Annotated in this window: 20 protein-coding genes; 11 read left to right on the top strand and 9 right to left on the bottom strand. The window is 45.3% G+C overall.

Translation table 11 applies throughout. The annotated features are described in order from the left end of the window. Window positions 1–240 precede the first annotated feature (240 nt). Window positions 241–1,851 carry an XDD3 family exosortase-dependent surface protein gene (locus PMG71_RS03915; RefSeq protein WP_283752336.1) on the top strand — a complete coding sequence of 537 codons (1,611 nt, stop codon included), beginning with the start codon at window positions 241–243 and terminating at the stop codon, window positions 1,849–1,851. 79 nt (window positions 1,852–1,930) lie between these two features. Here PMG71_RS03915 and PMG71_RS03910 read toward each other — a convergent pair whose 3' ends face one another. From PMG71_RS03910 to PMG71_RS03900, 3 genes are read right to left on the bottom strand one after another with little or no spacing between them, the layout of a single operon-like run. Continuing rightward, complete coding sequence (locus PMG71_RS03910; protein ID WP_283752335.1) at window positions 1,931–2,527, bottom strand: DUF6940 family protein; 597 nt, start codon at window positions 2,525–2,527, stop codon at window positions 1,931–1,933. Between the two features lie 9 nt (window positions 2,528–2,536). Continuing rightward, window positions 2,537–3,286: a HEPN domain-containing protein gene (locus PMG71_RS03905; RefSeq protein ID WP_283752334.1), complete on the bottom strand. Its 750-nt coding sequence runs from the start codon at window positions 3,284–3,286 to the stop codon at window positions 2,537–2,539. Then, window positions 3,270–4,334 (bottom strand): ParA family protein, encoded by a 1,065-nt coding sequence (locus PMG71_RS03900; protein WP_283752333.1) that lies wholly within the window; start codon window positions 4,332–4,334, stop codon window positions 3,270–3,272. The genes PMG71_RS03905 and PMG71_RS03900 overlap by 17 nt, the downstream gene beginning before the upstream one ends. Before the next feature lie 169 nt (window positions 4,335–4,503). Here PMG71_RS03900 and PMG71_RS03895 point away from each other — a divergent pair, with 169 nt between their 5' ends. Then, window positions 4,504–5,865 (top strand): 16S rRNA (cytosine(967)-C(5))-methyltransferase, encoded by a 1,362-nt coding sequence (locus PMG71_RS03895; protein ID WP_283752332.1) that lies wholly within the window; start codon window positions 4,504–4,506, stop codon window positions 5,863–5,865. An 8-nt stretch (window positions 5,866–5,873) separates the two neighbouring features. Here the strand turns inward: PMG71_RS03895 and psb35 are convergent, their stop codons facing one another. After that, the gene (psb35, locus tag PMG71_RS03890) at window positions 5,874–6,059 is read right to left on the bottom strand and encodes a photosystem II assembly protein Psb35 (RefSeq protein WP_283752331.1); all 186 of its coding nucleotides are present in this window, start codon (window positions 6,057–6,059) and stop codon (window positions 5,874–5,876) included. Between the two features lie 81 nt (window positions 6,060–6,140). After that, entirely contained in the window at window positions 6,141–6,659 is a 519-nt protein-coding gene (locus tag PMG71_RS03885) for a hypothetical protein (RefSeq protein WP_283752330.1), read from the bottom strand. Window positions 6,660–6,804: 145 nt separating this feature from the next. Between PMG71_RS03885 and PMG71_RS03880 the strand changes: the two genes are divergently transcribed. From PMG71_RS03880 to arsC, 6 genes are all read left to right on the top strand, one after another. Beyond that, entirely contained in the window at window positions 6,805–7,278 is a 474-nt protein-coding gene (locus PMG71_RS03880) for a CHASE3 domain-containing protein (protein ID WP_283752329.1), read from the top strand. A 17-nt stretch (window positions 7,279–7,295) separates the two neighbouring features. Next, on the top strand, window positions 7,296–7,613 hold the full coding sequence (locus tag PMG71_RS03875) for a hypothetical protein (protein WP_283752328.1): 318 nt from the start codon (window positions 7,296–7,298) through the stop codon (window positions 7,611–7,613). 50 nt (window positions 7,614–7,663) lie between these two features. Next, window positions 7,664–8,263: a LemA family protein gene (locus PMG71_RS03870; protein ID WP_283752327.1), complete on the top strand. Its 600-nt coding sequence runs from the start codon at window positions 7,664–7,666 to the stop codon at window positions 8,261–8,263. Between the two features lie 6 nt (window positions 8,264–8,269). Further along, a complete protein-coding gene (locus PMG71_RS03865) occupies window positions 8,270–10,168 on the top strand; it encodes a M48 family metallopeptidase (protein ID WP_283752326.1) in 1,899 nt (632 codons plus the stop codon). A 195-nt stretch (window positions 10,169–10,363) separates the two neighbouring features. Continuing rightward, window positions 10,364–11,509 (top strand): ACR3 family arsenite efflux transporter, encoded by a 1,146-nt coding sequence (gene arsB, locus PMG71_RS03860; RefSeq protein WP_283752325.1) that lies wholly within the window; start codon window positions 10,364–10,366, stop codon window positions 11,507–11,509. A gap of 15 nt (window positions 11,510–11,524) precedes the next feature. Beyond that, window positions 11,525–11,917, top strand: a complete 393-nt coding sequence (gene arsC / locus PMG71_RS03855; protein ID WP_283752324.1) for an arsenate reductase, glutathione/glutaredoxin type — start codon at window positions 11,525–11,527, stop codon at window positions 11,915–11,917. A gap of 324 nt (window positions 11,918–12,241) precedes the next feature. Here the strand turns inward: arsC and PMG71_RS03850 are convergent, their stop codons facing one another. The 4 genes from PMG71_RS03850 to PMG71_RS03835 all read right to left on the bottom strand — a co-directional run bounded on the left by PMG71_RS03850 (window position 12,242) and on the right by PMG71_RS03835 (window position 18,465). After that, on the bottom strand, window positions 12,242–13,879 hold the full coding sequence (locus tag PMG71_RS03850; RefSeq protein WP_283752323.1) for an acetolactate synthase large subunit: 1,638 nt from the start codon (window positions 13,877–13,879) through the stop codon (window positions 12,242–12,244). Between the two features lie 124 nt (window positions 13,880–14,003). Then, window positions 14,004–15,371 (bottom strand): NAD-dependent succinate-semialdehyde dehydrogenase, encoded by a 1,368-nt coding sequence (locus PMG71_RS03845; protein WP_283752322.1) that lies wholly within the window; start codon window positions 15,369–15,371, stop codon window positions 14,004–14,006. Between the two features lie 224 nt (window positions 15,372–15,595). Further along, complete coding sequence (gene lhgO / locus PMG71_RS03840) at window positions 15,596–16,804, bottom strand: L-2-hydroxyglutarate oxidase (protein ID WP_283752321.1); 1,209 nt, start codon at window positions 16,802–16,804, stop codon at window positions 15,596–15,598. A 137-nt stretch (window positions 16,805–16,941) separates the two neighbouring features. Then, window positions 16,942–18,465, bottom strand: a complete 1,524-nt coding sequence (locus tag PMG71_RS03835) for a carboxypeptidase M32 (RefSeq protein WP_430540989.1) — start codon at window positions 18,463–18,465, stop codon at window positions 16,942–16,944. Window positions 18,466–18,886: 421 nt separating this feature from the next. Here PMG71_RS03835 and PMG71_RS03830 point away from each other — a divergent pair, with 421 nt between their 5' ends. From PMG71_RS03830 to PMG71_RS03820, 3 genes are all read left to right on the top strand, one after another. Further along, window positions 18,887–20,203 (top strand): sensor histidine kinase, encoded by a 1,317-nt coding sequence (locus PMG71_RS03830; protein WP_283752319.1) that lies wholly within the window; start codon window positions 18,887–18,889, stop codon window positions 20,201–20,203. A gap of 384 nt (window positions 20,204–20,587) precedes the next feature. Beyond that, complete coding sequence (locus tag PMG71_RS03825) at window positions 20,588–20,911, top strand: hypothetical protein (protein WP_283752318.1); 324 nt, start codon at window positions 20,588–20,590, stop codon at window positions 20,909–20,911. Then, window positions 20,904–21,290 (top strand): type II toxin-antitoxin system VapC family toxin, encoded by a 387-nt coding sequence (locus tag PMG71_RS03820; protein WP_283752317.1) that lies wholly within the window; start codon window positions 20,904–20,906, stop codon window positions 21,288–21,290. Before PMG71_RS03825 ends, PMG71_RS03820 begins: the two co-directional genes overlap by 8 nt. Window positions 21,291–21,340: the final 50 nt, after the last annotated feature.

The raw sequence follows: 21,340 nt of genomic DNA, 5'->3' as shown, positions 1-21,340 counted from the left end.
AATACATTGATGAATCCCTGATCAAAAGTCAGTATTTGTACAGGAGTTATTGAAGAGTGCCCTAGAACTGCTCTGTAAGCTTCACACTTCTTTTAACCTAAATTCGGTATTCTCGACAATTTACGGAAGCGGTTGAGTTAAATTACTCTGAGAAATAGGGAGTCAAATACCAAGATATCATCTCACGTCAAATGTAGATGGCGATCGCCAGCAACAAATACAGTTTTAGGAGCATTGATCATGGCACGCAATACAACAACTCATTTTCTCGGCACAGTCGCTACCCTCGGTTTAGCAACCCTCTTCACCTCTCCCGCACAAGCTGGCACATTAGGCGGAACGTTCAGCATTTTCCTCGATTGTAATAATGATGGTATGGCCCATCAGAGACAAGGAAAAATCAATGGATGGCAATTCACCCAAGATGCAGTGGGAGATAACACAGACGGCCCCCTATACGACATGCGAGGGATGGCTACCACGGTAACCGAGGATGGAAAAGTTGTTGTCGTCATGACTGGAAACACAAGCATTGATGGAGAAGGAAGCGATCGCAGTGGTAACACCATTGCCTGGGGTGACCTCTTCTTCACTGCGGGGAACCAAACCTTTGAAGAAGCGCAAAACTCCGGTAACCTCTTTGCCATTAACTTCTCCCAAGCCAATGATTCTAATGCTCCTGAAGTTGGTGTTTATAACAGTGTCACCGCTCAAGGGGTGGGAATGCACAACTTTGGTCACCGCACCTATGGCAACTACATGGATTTAGTTGACTCTGATGTAACCAACTTCTTCGGAGATATCGAATCCAATGAACTCGGTGGCAATAACCCCTACTACAATACCACTGGGCCAGGATACAATGTCATCGGTCAAGGAACCCGCGCCTACAATGATGGATTTTCCTTTGTTGACTCCACTCGTTTAGATACTTTAGGATTTAATGATTCTGGATTTGACAATGCAGGAACAGAGGTGATTGCCTTTGAATTCAATCTCAAGGCTTTAACCCAACCTCTCCCCCTACCCGACCAAGCCGAACAACTGGGTGTGGAATGGATTTGGGATGATGACTTCCAGGCAATTGACGATGAGTACGATCGCCTCCAGGCAGAACAACGGCGGATCTGGCGCGAAGAAATCAAAGACCATCACGAAGAGAACAAAGCCATTCGTGCAGACACTCCTGGTTTTGATGAAATCTGGGGCAACCGGCAAGCGGCTTTAGAGGTCAGGAACGCAGCCAACAAGCGCCAAGGGTATCTTGACGACATCACAGAAACCGAAGCCAAGATTGCTGAACTCAATGCTAGGGAAGTCAACGACCCCACCTGGAACACCAAGGATGAGAAATACCGCAAGTTCCTCCAAGATGAGATCAAGAATGCCAACAAGGAAATCCAGAAGATTGAGAATGACTACGGAACTGAGGCTTTAGCCACCGCTCAGGAGGACTGGAAAACGGCAAACCGGGCGTATGGCAGCCTGATTAATCAAATCCGTGCTGACAATCCCACCTATGTGGCCAATGAAGAAGCGATGGTAGAACCGAACGCACGTCGCAAGGAAGTGATTGCAGAACGCAATGCACAAAAACAAATGCGTAAGGATTTGGAGCAAGAGATTCAAGGTATTCTCGCCGGTATGCGCCAAGAGATTGTGGCTCAAGCAGATGCTCAGGAACAAGTCTTGGAAGAAAAATATGGGGTACGGACTTCAGCGAGCGATCGCAATGCAACCACCATTTCTGAGTTTGAAGACCCTGTTGATGTCCCCGAACCCTCTGCTCTGGCTGGTTTAATGTTACTCGGCTTGGGCGCGACTCAATTGCGTAGAACAAACAAGCGTTAAGTTTGTCCCTTCCAATCTCAATTAGCTATATCCATTGATTCCATCCCCCGGTATGAACCGGGGGATGTTTTATTAATTGTTAATTGAACTTATAGGGGGTGTAGCTATAGTATTTTGGTCGTGAATCCAGGCGAATATGGAGCCAGGGAACCCCCATGCCAGCAGTATTTAACCAAATTGGTATTTGGGGCGATCGCTGCAACTGAGCCGTCATTTCCCTGGCTACGGTTGCCCATAATTGGTGCTGTTGAGACTCTGGAGCCTCTCGCACAAAGGCGGCTAAGTGAACATAAACGGAGTCAGAGGCGATCGCACAGGGCACAATTAAATGAGCATCCCCGCTCAGATTGGGGAAACTAACCATGGTTTGCTCAGGGGAGGCTGAATCAAAATAGGTCTTAAATGCATCCGGATCGGGAGGACGGCATAAACTGGGTTGATCAATCAGCACATATTCAAAGAGGCGATCGCGGGTTGCCCAGGTGCAAGGGGGAGTTTCCCAGCGAAAGGCAGTAAAGGGGCGATCGGCGAGTATGCGGCTATAGAATAAGCGAAAATCAGGATTATCTTGCCAAAGTTCTAAAACTTCTTGAACGCACAGATAACTATCACCGCTACGGATGCGATATTGGATAATCCGACCGGGTTTTATTTCCTCAGATTCAATCTCCCACATAATCAAAAATTATAATATTTGATGAATGCTTTCAACCACTTGTTCAACAAAATTAACCGCATCGCTCACCATGATTTCATCAATTGGCCAGCGATTCCCGATACCAAAACTCGGATCAATATCCGCTTCATGGGCAATTTTATTGCGCCGATCCACAATTAAGCTCAGTTGTTGCTTGATATCTTTTGCCGATCGTCCTAACTTAACTGATACCTCATCCCATAGCTTCTTGTCTGAAATCAGTCTGATCCCATCCGCAATTTTTTCTGGTTGCTGATAACTTTTGTAACTGAGTTGCTGGCGAATTTCATCTTCTAGCCAAGAACTACGATTCAGTTTATTCACCAGGCTACTCGATAGAATACGCAATAAGGAAGATACTGTATAAGATTGCTGCAAAAAGAATGAACCTTGACTTTGCTGGATTTCATTCTCTAACCAAGAGGCAATATCGTTGATGATTATTCGTTCTTGTCGTGCCCCACCCAAGGATACCTGAAACCGTGAAAAAGCAGACTGAGAACTATTGGGTGGGACTTGAGGTTCAGCACGTTGTCCTTGATGGATCTGTATCATGCCTAGGGTGACTACTTCATGAATATAATAGTCTAAAGCACTCACTGTCAACACTAAAGTTGCTCTCAAAATATCGGATAAATCTAGAGCAGCAGTGGATTGTGCTTTAACAGAATTATGAATAGAAATCAAATCGCGAACACGGGCAATGCTAATCCGGAATTGATCAAGCGCTGATTGCATGGGCAGGAGAAGTACGAGTGATTATTTTATCAGCCAATTTTGAAAAATTTGATCTAAATTCATTTTGTTTTTCTTGGGCTTTGTCCAAAACTCGACCATACCAATGAGCGGATTTTAACTGCTCTGCTGTTAAGGCATAAACCGGTGTTTGATGTTCTTGAGATAAAGCAATTAGACTATTAAAGTCCGGTATTTTCATCAGTACAAAATTATCTTCTGTATTATTCCTGCTGCCTGTAATAATCATATTATTACGGTCTAAGACTGGAATCATTTTTTGAGCAACACTTTCTTCTATTGTTTCGATCCAGTTTTGAAAAGCTGCCGTTTCTGTACCCCTAATAATGCGATAATTTTGGACAATAATTCCTAAAAATTTCAGATGCACCTCTGGAAAGGGATAAACCGCTTCTTTGAGAATGGGGAGGGAGCTGGCGGTTTTAGCCCAACTATACCATTTAGGTAAAACATTCGTTAAAGAATCAATGGCCATGACTGAAAAGAAATCTGCCGTTGTGGGAATAATAAAAAAATCACTGGTCATCAATAAGTTCTGATTGATCGATCCCAAACTGGGACTCATGTCAATCAAAATGTAATCAGCTTGATACTTTTCTGCGGTCTTGTTTAATAACTCTGTAATCGAGCCTGGTAAATTTTTAAGAGCTTGAATTGAACCACTTAGTTCTTGGGCAATGCCTAACGTTACTTCATATTCAGCCAAGCCAACATGACCCGGCAATAAAAATAATCTTTCTCGATCTTGCACCGGAATACAATCGACGGCTTCAATGGGTTTGGGCTGTGATTCAAAAGCGGGGGCTAAAGCAGTTTTGATATTGGAAGGGGTTTGGTAAATGGCGGCAATTCTCTGTTGATTCTCTTCTGTTCCTTCTCCCAAAACCATGCCGGTCAAGTTACATTGAGGATCGGTATCAACGAGAATGACGGTTTTCCCTTTCTCAGCCAGCATCCAACCTAGATTAAATGTAGTGGTGGTTTTGCTGACTCCACCTTTATGATTAAAAAGGGCAATCTTTTGAACCATGAGATTGACTCCATATTGAGGGACGGGAATTGAGACGATTGCATATTATTATAGACTATGGGAGATACTAAAATTGAGACTCTAGTGAACTGAAGATTTTTTGACTAATGACTTCCCTAAAATCGCTTCTAACCCCTATCATTAATAAGTCAGTCTGAGAAAAGTTGATATGCCTAACGCCAATGCTCGTCAAGTTGCCTTTGCCATTCTCAAGGAGATCGATCGCCAAGATACTTATACGGATGTCGCCTTACATCGGGGGTTGAGTGGGGCGAAATTGGCGGCGGTAGACCGGGGTTTGGTGACGGAGTTGGTTTATGGGGTGGTGCGAAGGAGGCGATCGCTCGATGCCCTCATTAGTCAGTTTGCCCGTAAACCGATTGAGGAACAACCGGCGGATTTACGGTTAATCTTTCATCTGGGATTGTATCAACTGCACTATTTGAATCAAATCCCAGCGCCTGCGGTAGTGCATACGACGGTGGAGTTGGCGAAAAATAATGGTTTGCGAGGCTTGTCGGGGGTGGTGAATGGGGTATTGCGCCAGTATATGAGGTCACCTGGCGATCCCCTGAAGTTGCCCGATCCAGTCGCGCAACGGTTGGGCACTCTTCATAGTTACCCAGATTGGATCGTGGAAAAATGGTTAACCCAACTGGGAGAAACGGAAACAGAACAGTTATGTGAGTGGTTTAACCGTCCTCCAACGCTGGATCTACGGGTTAATATCCATAAAGTTTCGGTAGAAGAAGTGGAAAAGGCGTTTCAGGAGGCAGATATTCCGGTGGAGCGCTTACCTTATTCTCCCCAAGGGTTGCGATTATTGAAAAAAGTGGGCGCGGTGCAGCAGTTGCCCGGTTTTGAGCAAGGATGGTGGAGTATCCAAGATTGTAGCGCCCAATTGGTGGGGTATTTGCTCGATCCGCAACCGGGGGAGGTGGTGATTGATGGCTGTGCTGCTCCTGGGGGTAAAACGACTCATTTAGCGGAGTTAATGGGCGATCGCGGTACAATTTGGGGATGCGATCGCCAGGGTTCGCGGTTGAAGAAAGCGATCCAAAATGCCCAACGTCTCGATTTACACAGCATTAAAACCCGTGTGGGAGATCTGCGGGAGATGGCCGATTTTACGGGAAAAGGCGATCGCGTCTTAATGGATGTTCCCTGTTCCGGCTTAGGGACGCTCCACCGTCATGCCGATGCCCGGTGGCGACAGTCTCCAGAGGCGATCGAGCAGTTATCGGTGCTACAGCAAGAACTGCTCGAAAAAGCCGCCTCTTGGGTGAAACCAGGGGGAATTTTGGTCTACTCCACTTGTACCCTTGACCCCCAGGAAAATGAGGAGGTGATAAGCCGCTTTTTAGACCAGAACTCTCAATGGAGTATTGTGCCGGTGCAATCGCTTCAGCAATGCGGAGCCTTATCGCCCTCCCCCCTAGCCCCTTTATCCACCCCCGAAGGCTGGATTAAAGTTTGGCCCCACCGTCATCAGATGGATGGCTTTTTTATGGCACGCTTGCAATTAAGCTAAGAGTCGATTTAAGAATCTTTGTTATCTTTATTCACGTCCGGAATATAGTCCGGTTTTTCCGCATCCTCCCATCCGGCGGGACGCTTAGAGTTATACCAGGCGATCGAACCAATCACTACCGCAGCAATAAATCCCACCACATAAACCAGAGTAAAGGCGAGAGGAAATGATCCAGCTTCCATCAGGATTAACATCGTAATACAGCCCTATCTTTAAAGGTCATCTTTCAGGATATCAGCTTGGTATAGCCCTACGCGCTAGAGTGGAAAGATCCCCTAACACTTCCAAGTTAAAGTATAAGGATCGAACGGACAGACTTTCGGAAATTCAGCCTCCGTGGAAATAGCAGGCAGGGTAGAACCATCCGGGAGGGCAGGAAGACGAGAAGGGCAATTGTCTAGATGTTGCTCAATGCGGTTGGCTTGAGTTTGGGCAATTCTGGCAATATCCACCCAAGCATTGAGAAAATTAGCCACTTGATTCGGTGAAGCAGGTAATGGCGAAGTATAAGAATTATTCTGGTTTAAGGAATTAATCTGAGCTTGAATTTGGGGAATTTGATCGATCCATTTGCCTAAATAATTGGCATAGTCTTGCGGGTTGTCAGACACAGGCGGACAAGTGTGGGTAAAAACTTCTGTTGTTTGTAGCAAGATATTGAAAGCGGGACAAATTTGGTTATCCCGACAGGGAAATCCTAGAGTTTGAGCAGAGACCGGAGCAGTGAACGTTAGGCTGCTTAAAGTTAGGGCGCTAAGGGTGAATAACCCAGTTGATTTGGGTATAAGTTTCATTGAGTATTCTCCAAATTTCAAGCCAAAATTTTGGGTATAATGACGCACTCTTTTTGATTCACTCTTTCAGTTTAGCCCACGAAGATAGCAATAAGCTAAAATGGGCTTAAATCATTTCATTCAGAGATAGGACTAATTTTGTTCAATGAATATTAAACAAGTTTTAGTCATTGGCTTTGGAGTCATTCTCGGTACTGTTGGACTGAGTGCTGTTGTCTCCAATTATACCAATCATTTTGTAGAACAAAGTCAACATTGGGTACTCCATACTTATGGTGTGCAAATTAGATTAAAAAATATTGAAACCAATCTCCTAGAGGCTGAAACCGGTCAACGAGGGTTTATTTATACAGGTGATGAAATATTTTTAGAACACTACAACTGGTCAACTCAAAACATAAACAGTGAGTGGGCAATTTTAGAAGACCTAGTGGCTGATAACCCACAGCAGATTATCAATTTACAAAATCTTAAAAAATTATCTGAGCAAAAAAACGATGAATTAGGAGAGACTATCCAACTGAAAAGATTGGGAAAAGAAGAAGAGTTATGGCAATTAGTGAAGTCCAGAAAAGGTCAGATAATCATGAATAATATCGAAGTCGAGAGTCTACGGTAAATATCAATGATTTGATTATGGAAATTCAAAAATCTATTACTGGAACGACTCAAATGAGTCAAAAAGGTCAAGAGAGTGTGCAAAGTTGTTTCACGATTACTCAGGATACTAGCCACACCTTTGAAGAGGTAAAAAAGTCTGTAACTGATGTTATTGATAGCAACCAGCAAATCACTCTAAACTTAAAACAACAGTTGATTGGTGTAGAACAGCTCATCGAGTCTATTACCCAGATCAATGCCGGGGCAAATCATAATGCCAGTGCCCTAACCCAGATTAATGAGAGTATTCAACAGTTGAATCATGTGGCTTTGGAGTTGAAAAAAATAGCTTGAAGAGTTGAGGTTGACTTTGATATAATTTGATCTAAAAGAGTTTTTATATTATGGCACAAATACTCCTTACCCTAGCTGTTCTGGGGACGTTGGTGGCTCTGGTGGCTTCTATTGTCATTGAGGCTTATAATTCTTTGGTTAAGTTACGCAATCGCTATGAGAATGCCTTTGCTCAAATTGATGTGCAGTTGCGTCGCCGTCATGATTTGATTCCGAATTTGGTGGAAGCGGTGAAGGGGTACATGAAGCATGAACGGGAAACCCTAGAGGCGGTGATTCAAGCGAGAAATGCGGCGGTAACGGCGACTTCTCAGGCTTCTCAAGCACCGGGCGATCCAACTGCGATGCAGACTTTAGGTAGTGCAGAGGCAGTGCTGACGGGTTCTTTGGGGCGATTGTTTGCTTTAGCTGAGGCGTATCCAGATTTGAAGGCGGATCAAAATATGGCTCAGTTGATGGAAGAGTTGCGATCGACGGAAAATAAGATTGCTTTTGCTCGTCAGGCGTTTAATGATGGGGTGACTCTCTACAATACGAAGCGGGAAGTTTTTCCGAGTAATATGATTGCAGGTATGTTTAATTTTCGGGCGGCGCAGTTGCTGCAAGAAACTGATCCTGATGTGAAAAATGCACCTACTATTTCTTTTTAGAAAACGATGAACTTTTTTGAGCATCAAGAGCAGGCAAGGCGGAAAACGGTTTATCTGATTTTCTTGTTTGCGATCGCCATTATGGGGATGATTCTGGCTCTGTATTCTGTGGTAGCCATCATCACGTACATGGAGTTGCAAACCCGGCGATCGCTCATTTCACCGGAATTACTCATCCTTATTACCATCGGTGTATTGCTGGTTGTCGGGTTTGGCAGCGGCCACAAAATCCTGCAATTGCGATCGGGAGGGAAAATCGTAGCCTTCAGTCTGGGCGGGCGTTTGGTGCAACCGAACACCACCGATCTATTGGAGCAACGACTGCTGAATGTCGTCGAAGAAATGGCGATCGCCTCCGGAACCTCCATTCCCCCCGTCTACCTCCTCGATCATGAACCCGGAATCAACGCCTTTGCCGCCGGATTTACCATTAACGATGCCGTCATTGGCGTAACAAAAGGGTGCTTACAGGAGCTATCACGAGATCAACTTCAAGGCGTAATTGCCCATGAATTTAGTCATATTATTTACGGCGATATGCGGCTCAATTTATATCTGATCGGAATCGTTCAAGGCATCTTACTCATTCATATTTTAGGGCGCACCATGTTACGATTGATCAGTGATGGCCCCACAGTAAAGCGCAAAAAACAAGGACTACTCGTAATCGCCGGTTTAGCCCTTTTAGGCATCGGATATATCGGCTTTCTCTGCGGCAGAATGATTAAAAGCGCCATCTCCCGTCAGAGAGAATTTCTAGCCGACGCTTCCGCCGTTCAATTCACCCGCAATCCCCTCGGACTTTCCGGCGCTTTGCGTACCATAGGAAACCTAAAAGACGGCTCAAAAATCAAAACCCCCACAGCCGAAGAAGCCAGCCACTTATTTTTTGGCGAAGCCATCCGCAACTTCAATCACCGCTTCTTCGCCACCCATCCCCCCTTGAGCGAACGCATTGAACGGTTGGAAAATCTACCTGTGGGCACATTATCCGAGGATATTTCCCCACCAGAAAGGCAACTTACCGCAACTTTAGAAACCCCAGAAATCTCTCAATTACAATCTACTACCATCCACGCCAACCCCGAATCCATTATTACTGAAATTGGTACAACCGATCGCGCCCATCTCAACTATGCCCAATCCTTACTTTTCCAACTTCCAGAAGCCATTAAAACCGCCCTCAAATCTGAACCCGGTTCCCAAGCCCTAATTTATGGACTGTTATTAAACACAAAAGATAAAACTATCCAGGAGCGCCAAATCAGCCATCTTAGAGCCACCGAATCCCCAGAACTTCTCGATCATCTCTGGCAGATTTTCCCCTATTTTCAAGACTTAAATCCTCGCTACCGTTTACCCCTCATTGACTTAACCATTCCTATCCTCAGAAATTTATCCATTGACTCTTATCAACATCTCAGTCAACAAGTGCAAACCCTCATTGATGCCGACGGAAAACTATCCTTATCCGAATACACTTTACAAGTCATTTTACTCCATCGTCTCGCCCCCTATTTCCATCCCACTCGTAACCCCAAAACCCTATCAACAACCCTCCCTGAAATTTGGAATGATTGTCTAGTAATTTTGTCAGGATTAGCCAAAGTCGGACATCCGGATGAACAGCAAGCAATTCAGGCTTTGCGATCGGGATTACAACAATTCCCTGATGGCCCTAAAAAAACACTTCCCGATCGACTCATTCCCACCAATATTATCAGTATTCGCCGCAGTCTAAGACGGCTAATGAATACAACCCCAAAATTAAAACAAGCCATTGTCGAAGGTTGCGCCCACACCGTATTATTTAATCATCAAGTCAATATTAAAGAAGCAGAACTCCTACGCACCGTTATTATTCTCTTAGATTGTCCCATTCCTCCCTTTTTAGAAACGCTATAAAAATCAAACAGGATTAAACCTTAAACTCACTTAACCAGAAATTAACCCTACCTTAACTTGACATTTGACCAATTTTTGAAATGATAACAAGTGGGACTCTCAAGGATATAACGTCCATTCCCTGTTCCCTGTCCCCTGTTCTCCATTTAATGTACCTCATAAAGCAAGCAAAATTCCGTATATAAAAAGAAGTTTATGGCTAACAAAATTAATCCCAAGGCAGTCAAAGCGGGAGGAACTCTCAGCATCTTTGAAGCATACCTTACCCTTTGGGTTGCCCTTTGTATCATTCTCGGTATCATCTTAGGGCGTACCTTTCCTAGAGTCGCAGAAACCTTAGACTCAATGAGTGTCTATAATGTTTCAATTCCCATTGCCATCTGTCTATTTTTTATGATGTATCCCATCATGGTAAAAATAGATTTCTCCCAAGCAGTAAAAGCTTCAAAAAATCCTAAACCTGTACTTTTGACATTAGTCATTAATTGGTTAGTTAAACCCTTTACTATGGTCGTTTTTGCCCAGTTCTTTTTGGGCTGGTTTTTTTTACCCCTATTAAACTCAACGGAGATCATTCGAGGCTCAGAAGTAACCTTAGCTAACTCCTATATTGCTGGGTGTATCTTATTAGGAATTGCTCCTTGTACAGCAATGGTACTGATGTGGGGATATCTTTCCTATAGCAATCAAGGGCATACTCTAGTCATGGTTGCTGTCAACTCATTAGCCATGCTCTTCCTCTATGCTCCCCTGGGGAAATGGCTGCTTTCCGTCAATAATTTAGTGGTTCCTTGGCAAACCATCGTCTTCTCAGTTTTAATCTATGTAGGTTTGCCTTTAGCGGCTGGAATTTATAGTCGTTATTGGATATTTAAATACAAAGGAAAAGACTGGTTTGAGCGTCGTTTTTTACACTATCTGAGTCCCATTGCCACAACCGCTCTGTTGTTAACTTTAGTCCTTCTTTTTGCCTTTAAAGGAGATCTCATTGTCAATAACCCCCTGCATATCTTATTAATTGCAGTTCCCTTGTTTATTCAAACCCACTTTATCTTTTTAATCACTTATGTTCTGGCATTCAAACTCAATCTGACTTACGAAGATGCAGCCCCTGCTGCTTTAATTGGTGCAAGCAATCACTTTGAGGTCGCGATTGCCACATCCGTGATGCTGTTTGGTCTTAATTCTGGCGCGTCTTTAGCCACCGTTGTGGGAGTCTTAATCGAAGTCCCAGTGATGTTGCTATTAGTAGAAATTTGTAAAAAAACAGCTTTTTGGTTTCCTCGAAATCCAGAAAAAGCAACTTTACTCGATCCGCGCTGTATTGATTCTTTGAGATAGTTTGAGGTCATTTCCATGAAAAAAGTCATGTTTGTCTGTAAACGCAACTCCTGTCGTTCCCAAATGGCAGAAGGATTTGCTCGCAGTTTAGGTGAAGACAAAATTGAAGTCACCAGTTGCGGTTTAGAATCCTCTAGGGTTCATCCCACTGCCATTGAAGTCATGAAAGAAATTGGCATTGATATTACCGGTCAAACTTCCGATCCCATTAGTGACTTTAAGGCTGAAGATTATGATGCCGTTATTTCCCTCTGTGGCTGTGGGGTGAACTTGCCCCAAGATTGGGTTTTGCGAGAAATTTTTGAAGATTGGCAACTCGACGATCCCGACGGTCAACCCTTGGAAACCTTTCGCCGAGTTCGGGGAGAAGTTAAGGAACGAGTAGAAGGGTTAATTGCCCAATTATAGTTGATTTACAGCACCTTGCGCTTTTATGAGGTACGTTATTCTTGGCTGACAGAGAATTGAACCGGGCCAAAAAAACGGTTTTGAGAAGCAAAGATTTTGCTTTTGTTGTGGTATAATTTGTGAAAATGAAAACCCCCTGCTTTTTACAGCAGTTTTCGCGTTTTATGTGGGACATCTTGATCCCCCTTTCATGTCCGCTTGCGGAAAATCCCCCTTAAAAAGGGGGACTTTTCTATTCCCCCCTTTTTAAGGGGGGCAAGGGGGGATCTTTTCCTACTGTCCATCTATACAGCGCAACGCGCTATATTACTATCGATTGATCAACTAAATGCTACAACTTAAGCCACCGGCTTTTTTACTAAAGCGGGCATTTTCTCGATAGTCTACAGGACAATCAATCACCGCAGGAACGTCTTGTTCTAAGGCTTCTTTGAGGATGGGCAATAAGTTTTCCGCAGCATCTACTCGGTATCCTTTTAATCCCATACTTTCCGCTAATTTAACGAAGTCAGGATTGGTAAACTTAATGAATGCCGATTCCCCATATTGGTCTTCCTGTTTCCACTCAATTAAGCCATACCCCCCATCATTAAAGATAATGGTAACAAAGGGGGTTTTCACTCTTAGAGCGGTTTCTAGCTCCTGACAGTTCATCATGAAGCCCCCATCACCGGTGACTGCGACTACCTTATGATCGGGATACACTAATTTAGCGGCGATCGCCCCTGGAATGGCAATGCCCATGGCGGCAAATCCGTTAGAAATAATACAGGTATTGGGGCGATCGCAGTGATAATGGCGAGCCATCCACATTTTATGAGCGCCCACATCAGAAATAACCACATCTTCGGGCCCCATCACTTGCCGCAAATCATACACAATTTTTTGCGGTTTCACCGGGAACCCTGGATCGTTGGCATATTGTTCGTAATCTTCGCGAATTTCCGATCGCAGTTGATGAATATAAGGATCGGGTTTTTCTGATCGCTCGCAGCGCCGCAAAATTTCCAACAGCGCATCCGAAATATCTCCCACCACTTCCACTTCGGGAATATAGCTGCTATCAATTTCAGCCGGTTTTGCCCCAATATGAACGATGGGAATGTTTTTATTAGGATTCCATTTTTTCGGGGAATATTCAATCAGGTCATAACCAATGGCAATCACTAAATCCGTGCGATCAAACGCACAACTAATAAAATCCCGTTGCTTTAATCCCGTTGTCCACAAGGATAAAGGATGACTATAGGGAATTGCCCCCTTACCCATAAACGTATTAGCCACCGGAATATTCAAATGGGTAGCAAACTCCGTTAAGGCTTCGCTGGCATTGGCGCGAATCGCTCCATTGCCCACTAAAATCATGGGAAACTTGGCTTTAGAAATCACTAAAGCCGCTTCATTGAGACTATGATAAGCGGCATAGAACTTATCTTTTTTGTCTCGTTTTAAGGGGTCACCTTCTGCGGGCATGGCGGCAATATTTTCGGGTAAATCAATATGGACTGCACCCGGTTTTTCCGTTTGAGCAATTTTGAAAGCGCGGCGGACAATTTCCCTCGTATTGCTTGGACGCACAATTTGGGTATTCCATTTGGTAACCGCACTAAACATGGAAACTAAATCGAGATATTGATGGGACTCAATATGCATCCGGTCTGTACCCACTTGGCCGGTAATGGCGACTAGGGGAGCGCCATCGAGGTTGGCATCAGCAACCCCAGTCATCAGGTTGGTGGCTCCGGGGCCGAGGGTGGATAGACAGACCCCGGCTTTACCGGTGAGACGACCATAAACGTCGGCCATGAAGGCGGCCCCTTGTTCGTGGCGGGTGGTAATAAATTGGATAGAGGAGTGGGTGAGTGCTTTTAGCACTGCCATGTTTTCTTCTCCAGGGAGTCCAAAGATGTATTTAACGCCTTCGTTTTCTAAACAACGGATCAATAATTCTGCGGTATTCATGGGAATGGGGATGGGATAGGGGGATGGGGGATGGGGGATTGGGGGGATGGGGGGATGGGGGGATGGGGGACGGGGAAAATATTGTTTTCCTATTCCCTATTCCCTATTCCCTATTCCCTTGACCCTACTTTATCCAAACGGTTTTGAGGTTGACAAATTCGCGGATACCTTCGACGCTCAGTTCTCGGCCGTAGCCCGATCGCTTGATGCCACCGAAAGGAAGACGGGGGTCAGATTTGACCATACCGTTGATGAAGACGGCTCCGGCTTCTAAGTCGCGAATAAGGCGATCGCACTCTTGTTCGTTAGTTGTCCAAGCACTCGCTCCTAGTCCTAAAGAGGTGGAGTTCGCCACAGTAATGGCTTCGTCGATGTCTTTAACCCGGAACAGGAGCGCAACAGGGCCGAAAAATTCTTCGGTGTCGGCGGGAGTGCCGGGGGGAATGTTAGCTAAAATGGTGGGCGGGTAGTAGTTTCCTGGGCGATCGCCTAAAGGTTTGCCACCAATCAGAACTTCTGCCCCTTGACTCACACAGGCTTGCACCAGTTGATCCACTTCTTTCAGGATACTGGGGGTCGCTAGGGGGCCAATATCATTAGCCTCGTCCATGGGGTCACCGATACTGAGTTGCCGGTATTTTTCTACCAGGGCGTTTTGGAAGCGATCGGCGATCGCCTCCACCACAATAAACCGTTTAGCGGCAATGCAGGACTGACCATTGTTTTGCAGTCTCGCCGTCACCGCAGTGGCAACGGCTGCATCGAGATCGGCGCTCTCCAGGACAATAAAGGGGTCAGTACCACCGAGTTCGAGGACGGTTTTTTTAATGTGTTTTCCAGCAATGGAGGCTAAACTGGCTCCTGCGGGTTCCGAGCCGGTTAAAGTAGCAGCTTTTACTCGGTCATCAGCTACAATTTGGGCGACCTTATCTGCACCGACTAGGAGCGTTTGGAAGACTCCAGGGGGGAAACCACCTTGGGTAAAGATTTCTTCCAGGGCGATCGCACATTGGGGCACATTAGAAGCATGTTTGAGCAGTCCCACATTCCCCGCCATCAGTGCCGGAGCTGCAAACCGGAAGACTTGCCAGAAGGGGAAATTCCAAGGCATCACCGCTAAAATAGCCCCCAGGGGATGGTAAGCCACAAAGCTTTGACTGGCATCAGTTTCAGTATAGGTGGGGCTGAGAAACTCTTCGGCGCGATCGGCATAGTAGCGACAGACGAGGGCGCATTTTTTCACTTCGGCGATCGCTTGTTTAATGGGTTTCCCCATTTCTAAGGTAATAATTTTGCCAAACTTTTGGGCTTCGGCTTCCACAATATCCGCCGTTTGCTTTAACCAAGTGGCTCTTTGGTCAAAGGAAGTCTGACGATACTCTAAAAAGGCTTGTTGTGCTAAAGCTAATTTCTTCTCTAGTTCAGCATCTGTGAGTGCTGAAAAGGTTTGGCAAGTTTCTCCGGTTGCTGGGTTAACAGTGGCAATGCCCATGCAGTTTCTTCCTCAAGTGGATCATGCGATAAAAAAGCCTTTTGCCCGATCGGAGATTGGTCTTTCCGGCAAAAGACTTTTACAGATTGTCTTAATTTAAATTTTAGATACAATGGAGGATTACAAGATTGAAACTCTACAATTTGTATCACTTAGGTATTGTAGTGACTACATCTAAAGTTAAGAAATATGTGCGATCGCTCCTAATATTATAGATGCAGGGATCAGCTATAAGTCATAAGTCCCTGTAGTTCAGGCACTTGTGCTGCAATTTCTCGACCAATTTCCAAAGAAGCCGTTGCCGCAGGAGAAGGTGCATTACACACATGCATTTTTCGCTTATCCTGGAGAATCAAAAAATCATCAACTAACGCTCCATCAGGTTTCAAGGCTTGAGCGCGAACCCCCGCATGGGTAGGGATCACATCTTCCGCTTGCACTTCGGGAATTAATTGTTGCAGACTATGGACAAAAGCCGCCTTACTAAACGAGCGAATAATCTCTTTAATGCCCTCTTTGCCATGTTTAGCCGCGAGTTTCCACAGTCCAGGATAGGTGAGCATGTCGGCAACATCAGCCAGATCCACATCCGTTTTTTGATAGCCTTCCCGTTTCAAACTTAACACCGCATTCGGCCCCGCATGGACAGAGCCATCGATCATGCGGGTAAAGTGAACGCCTAAAAAGGGGAATTCTGGGTTGGGAACGGGATAAATGAGGTTTTTGACCAAATAACGCTTTTCTGGCTTGAGTTCGTAATATTCACCGCGAAAGGGAATGATTTTGGCTTGGGGCTGCATCCCACTCATCTGGGTGAGGCGATCGCTAAATAATCCCCCACAATTAATCACAAATTTGGCTTCAATTTCCCCTTGGGAAGTTTCGAGAATAATCGTTTCACCCATCTCCCGCCAGTTTTCCACCTTCGTATTCAGGCGAATCTCGCCCCCAGCTTCGGAAATTAACTGGGCATATTTTTCACAGACTTGGCGATAGTCAACAATGCCAGTTGTTTTCACCCGAATCCCGGCTAAACAACTTACATGGGGTTCAATTTCCTTTACTTCTTCGGCGGAAATTTTCGCCACTTCTAACCCATTTTCTAAGCCGCGCTGATAGAGTTTTTCTAATTGGGTTAACTGGTTTTGAGCTGTGGCAACAATCACTTTACCACAAACATCATGGGGGATATCATGCTGTTGGCAAAACTCGACCATGGATTTTGATCCAGCACGACTTAAACGGGCTTTCAAGCTTCCGGGTTTATAGTATATTCCTGAATGAATCACACCGCTATTATTGCCCGTTTGATGGCAGGCTAATTGAGGCTCTTTTTCTAATACTGATATTTGGGCGTTGGGAAAACGATTTTGCAAGGCTAGTGCTGTGGCTAAACCGACAATTCCGCCCCCAATTATTGCAAAATCATACATAATCGATATCCTCTATAGCGAACCTAAATGAGTTATGTAATAGCTGCCCCTCATCCCCCTACCCCCTTCTCCCGCAGGAGAAGGGGAGCAGAAGTCCCTCTCCCAAGGGAGAGGGATATAGGGAGAGGGTCTGTTCTTTAGAAATTATACAATTGCCGATATTTCTGCTCAATGTAATCCACAAATGGGGCAATTTTCAAATCGCTACCCGTGACTTTTTGCATTAACTCCAGTGGGGTGTAGACACTGCCAAATTGATAGATATGATCGATTAACCACTGGTGTAAGGGGGCAAAATGACCTTGGGCAATGTCGTCTTTCAGGTGGGGCAGATCCTGGAGAGCGGCTTGATAAATTTGAGCGCTCATAATGTTTCCCAAGGTGTAGCACTGGAACATGGCTCCGAGGGTGGAGGTGTACCAATGAACATCCTGAAGCACTCCCAGGCGATCGCTCTCTGGACAGACTCCGAGATCGGACTGATAGCGAGCATTCCAAGCTTCGGGCAGATCCCGCACTTCTAGAGAGCCTTCAAGTAATTCTAATTCGAGGTCAAAGCGAATCATCACATGGAGATTATAGGTGACCTCATCGGCATCCGTGCGGATCAGCGATCGCTCCACCCGGTTAATGGCTCGGTAAAAGCGATCTAAAGCAACATCCTGCAATTGATCCGGGAACGTTTTCTGCAACTGAGGATAAAAATACTGCCAAAATTCTGGCGATCGCCCCACCAAATTTTCCCACAGTCGCGACTGACTCTCATGGACTCCAGAGGATGTCCCTTCTGCTAAGGGCGTACCCTCTAAACTGGGATCTAATCCCTGCTCATAGAACCCATGGCCCATCTCATGAATCGTACTAAACAGAGCCTCCGTCAGGTCGTTTTCCCGCACACGGGTGGTAATTCGCACATCACCAATGGAAAAACTGGTGGTAAACGGATGCAAGCTCTCATCCTGACGACCGCGATTAAAATCATACCCCACTTGCCGCAACAGATTTAGGGTAAACTGCAATTGTTTTTGGCGATCGAACCCTTGCTGCACACAGGAAACATCCGGTTGGGGACAAGAGGAAATAGCCTCCACCAATGGTACTAACTTCTGACGCAACTGGGCAAACAACGGTCGCAGAGTTGCCGTAGTCATCCCATAATCCACCTCTTCAATCAATGGATCGGCAATATGGTCATAGCCAGCAAAAAAACTCGCATACTGGCGAGTAAAATCCAGGGTTTTTTCTAACTCCGGTTGCACCAGAGCAAAATTATCCTCTTCCTTCGCTTTCGCCCAAGCTTCGTAACAGCGACTGCGATGGGCCGAAAACTGGGCCACAAAATCCCCAGGCACTTGTATCGCTCGTTGATAATTGCGACGAGTAATGCGAATTAAACTCGCTTCTGAGGAATGATAATCCCAGTTTTTTTGCCCAGTCTCTAAATCAGCCAACAACTGTCCTAACTGAGGATCAGTCAATTTCTGATGGGCCATTTGTCGCAACAGGGCGATCTGTCGTCCCCTAGCCCCAGCCCCACCAGAGGGCATATAAGTCGCCTGATCCCAATAGAGTACAGAAACAGCCGCATTAATATCGTAGATCTCGGTGACCCTTGCTTTCAATTCTTCTAATTGAGCAGTTGTGGACTTCAGGGTTGCTATCATAGTTCACAAAGAATGGGGTAAATGAGTTGGATTCAGCGATGGGGAAGAGTGACTCAAAACTTCCCATAATTTATGATGACACCCTAAATAAAGTTGTGCTGTTCACTCAAGCCTTGGCTTATGAGTGAATTGAGTGTAGCACTCTGGCGAGAGTTTCTGCATGTAGATCGGCAATCTTATGCCATTTTTACTTCGATATCTTGGGCAAATTTTTGCCGTTGTTCCGGGGTGAGAAATATGTCCGTGGCTAGGGGGTGGCAAAGGTTTTTTGGTTACGCGGTTCGCTCTCCCGATTCCCCCACCCAGAGCGCAAAGCGCTGTATTTTGTAAAGACGGCGATCGCCGCTATTTGGTAGAATGAGTTTCTTTCTATCAACCTTTGTACTTAGCCTAATTGGGCATCAAGATCCACTCTTAAATGAAGATTCCACCCATTCCTAGCCATGAAACAGAGCGCTTGCAGGCCCTAGAGAATTACGATATCTTAGACACTGCGGCAGAAGAAGCGTTTGACGATCTCACCCAACTGGCTGCATACATTTGCGACACTCCCATTGCCCTAGTGAGTTTAGTCGATCAAAATCGGCAGTGGTTTAAATCCAAAGTGGGCATAGATGCCGCAGAAACGCCCAGAGAGATTGCCTTTTGTGCCCATGCTATTAACCAACCCGATCGCCTTCTAGTGGTTCCCAATACTCTAGAGGATGATCGCTTTGCGACCAATCCCTTAGTCACCTCAGAACCCAATATTCGCTTTTATGCGGGCACTCCTCTCGTCACCCCCGACGGATATCCCATCGGCACACTTTGTACCATAGATCGAGTTCCCCGCGATCTAAGTGACGAACAATTGAAGGCTCTGAAAGCCCTGGGGCGACAGGTCATCTCTCAGATGGAATTAAGGTTAAAGTTCAGACATCTTCAACAAACCCAAGCTCAATTAATCCAAAGTGCCAAAATGTCAGCTTTGGGACAGTTGGTTGCGGGGGTTGCCCATGAGATTAATAATCCAACGGCCTTTATTCAGGGCAATCTCCATCATTTGGGAGAATATTCACAAGAATTATTGTCCCTAGCTCAAGCTTACCAAAACCACTATCCGAATCCACCGGAAACTTTACAAAACTTACTGGAAAATCTCGATTTAGAGTTTTTGGGTCAAGATCTTCAAGAACTCCTGAAATCTACTCAAGTGGGTATCGATCGCATTCAAACCATTGTTAACTCACTCCGCAAATTTTCTCGCTTGGATGAATCAGACTATAAAAGGGTAGATTTACAGGAAGCGATTGAGCATAATTTATTACTATTGGGACATCGACTCACCCCCAACGGCGATCGCCCCCCAATTACCATTATCCGTGAGTATAGCGACCTTCCCCCCATTTCCTGCTATCCTCGACAACTGAACCAGGCCATTATGCATATCCTCAATAACGCGATCGATGCTTTAGAAGAACATACAGTGCTAAAGAAAACCTTAAAGATTTCAACCTTATCCCTTCAAGAACAAGCCGTGAGGCTGTCCATCACCGATAATGGCATAGGGATATCAGAAGCCATACAAGAGCAAATTTTTCAGCCCTTCTTCACCACAAAGTTAGGTAAAAACCATAATGGTCTCGGTCTCTATATCAGCTATCAAATTATTACCGAACAACATCAAGGTCAACTCTATTGTCACTCTAACCTCCATCAGGGAACAGAATTGATCGTTGAATTACCTATTGCCTAGAGTAAAGCACCGTTCTCAAAAAGCGGCTTGTTATCCCTTACCCATGCGATCGTTGGCACTTAGTCCAACCACTCCTCAATTCCATTCAAGCGGAAACCACGGGTGCTAATGGCGATCGCGACTTAGCAGACTTAGACGTAGCTTTATCTACAATATTGGGGTTGTAGCTCTGCGCGATCGCCATAAATCCGCCCTCATCCCCCAACCCCTTCTCCCACAGGAGAAGGGGAGAAAAGTCCCTCTCGGAGTGGGAGAGGGATTTTCCGCAAAGCGGACATGAAAGGGAGAGGACACAATCTAGAACACCAACCCAGAACCATTGTTAATTGTTAATTGTTAATTATATCGCGCTATCCTAAAAATAGTTGATGTGGCACGCCAGAGATGACATTACCCGAATTACGCGATCGCATCCTAGCATTACCCATAGGCGATCGCTGGCATCTAGTCCAAGCACTCCTCAATTCCATTCAAGCAGAAACCAACCGTTCCCATGATGAGACGAATGAAGCATCTGTAACGGCTGAGAGTGAATTATCACTTCAAAGGTTGCGTAACTCCTCTGAGGCTGCTGCTCTTTTGGCTCAAGCCTTAAGCGACTCGAAGGCTGAGAATCATGAATTATCATTAGATGGGTTTGGGTTTCTCCCGCAACGGGTTGATCCTCTAGTCTTCCAAAAGCAACTCAGGCAAGAGTGGGATGACTAGATATTTACTCGATACGAATATTTTTATCTATTATTTCAATGGAGATGCAGTGGTTCAGCCCTTGTTTGCCGATATTTTAGCGGGTAATCATGAAGGTTACTATTGCCCTTTAACTTGGGTTGAATTACTCTGTTATCCAGCCTTAACCCCAAGAGAAGCCAATCAGATCAGAGCATTTTTGAGAAGACTTTCCTCAGTTACACTGACGGAGACGATTTTAGACAGCGCTGCTCAGATTCGGCAAAGTTACCGCTTGAAACTACCCGATGCTGCGATCGCCGCTTGTGCATTTGTACAAGGCTATACGCTAGTCACTCGTAACATAGCAGATTTCTACAGAATTATGGGTTTGGCACTGTATAACCCTTTTAATCCTTAGCCGCCACCCACCCAGAACCATTGTTCATTGTTAATTATTCATTGTTCATT

The sequence above is a fragment of the Roseofilum acuticapitatum BLCC-M154 genome, from assembly GCF_030068475.1.
GTDB classification, from domain to species: Bacteria; Cyanobacteriota; Cyanobacteriia; order Cyanobacteriales; family Desertifilaceae; genus Roseofilum; species Roseofilum acuticapitatum.
Note: the sequence above shows the minus strand (reverse complement) of the source record. Positions and strands in the feature narration are given on the sequence as shown.

Bases quoted from the DNA above. Each gene is read 5' to 3' on its own strand.
- PMG71_RS03915 (WP_283752336.1), top strand. From the start codon at position 241: ATGGCACGCAATACAACAACTCATTTTCTCGGCACAGTCGCTACCCTC.
- PMG71_RS03910 (WP_283752335.1), bottom strand. From the start codon at position 2,527: ATGTGGGAGATTGAATCTGAGGAAATAAAACCCGGTCGGATTATCCAA.
- PMG71_RS03905 (WP_283752334.1), bottom strand. From the start codon at position 3,286: ATGCAATCAGCGCTTGATCAATTCCGGATTAGCATTGCCCGTGTTCGC.
- PMG71_RS03900 (WP_283752333.1), bottom strand. From the start codon at position 4,334: ATGGTTCAAAAGATTGCCCTTTTTAATCATAAAGGTGGAGTCAGCAAA.
- PMG71_RS03895 (WP_283752332.1), top strand. From the start codon at position 4,504: ATGCCTAACGCCAATGCTCGTCAAGTTGCCTTTGCCATTCTCAAGGAG.
- psb35 (WP_283752331.1), bottom strand. From the start codon at position 6,059: ATGTTAATCCTGATGGAAGCTGGATCATTTCCTCTCGCCTTTACTCTG.
- PMG71_RS03885 (WP_283752330.1), bottom strand. From the start codon at position 6,659: ATGAAACTTATACCCAAATCAACTGGGTTATTCACCCTTAGCGCCCTA.
- PMG71_RS03880 (WP_283752329.1), top strand. From the start codon at position 6,805: ATGAATATTAAACAAGTTTTAGTCATTGGCTTTGGAGTCATTCTCGGT.
- PMG71_RS03875 (WP_283752328.1), top strand. From the start codon at position 7,296: ATGGAAATTCAAAAATCTATTACTGGAACGACTCAAATGAGTCAAAAA.
- PMG71_RS03870 (WP_283752327.1), top strand. From the start codon at position 7,664: ATGGCACAAATACTCCTTACCCTAGCTGTTCTGGGGACGTTGGTGGCT.
- PMG71_RS03865 (WP_283752326.1), top strand. From the start codon at position 8,270: ATGAACTTTTTTGAGCATCAAGAGCAGGCAAGGCGGAAAACGGTTTAT.
- arsB (WP_283752325.1), top strand. From the start codon at position 10,364: ATGGCTAACAAAATTAATCCCAAGGCAGTCAAAGCGGGAGGAACTCTC.
- arsC (WP_283752324.1), top strand. From the start codon at position 11,525: ATGAAAAAAGTCATGTTTGTCTGTAAACGCAACTCCTGTCGTTCCCAA.
- PMG71_RS03850 (WP_283752323.1), bottom strand. From the start codon at position 13,879: ATGAATACCGCAGAATTATTGATCCGTTGTTTAGAAAACGAAGGCGTT.
- PMG71_RS03845 (WP_283752322.1), bottom strand. From the start codon at position 15,371: ATGGGCATTGCCACTGTTAACCCAGCAACCGGAGAAACTTGCCAAACC.
- lhgO (WP_283752321.1), bottom strand. From the start codon at position 16,804: ATGTATGATTTTGCAATAATTGGGGGCGGAATTGTCGGTTTAGCCACA.
- PMG71_RS03830 (WP_283752319.1), top strand. From the start codon at position 18,887: ATGAAGATTCCACCCATTCCTAGCCATGAAACAGAGCGCTTGCAGGCC.
- PMG71_RS03825 (WP_283752318.1), top strand. From the start codon at position 20,588: ATGACATTACCCGAATTACGCGATCGCATCCTAGCATTACCCATAGGC.
- PMG71_RS03820 (WP_283752317.1), top strand. From the start codon at position 20,904: ATGACTAGATATTTACTCGATACGAATATTTTTATCTATTATTTCAAT.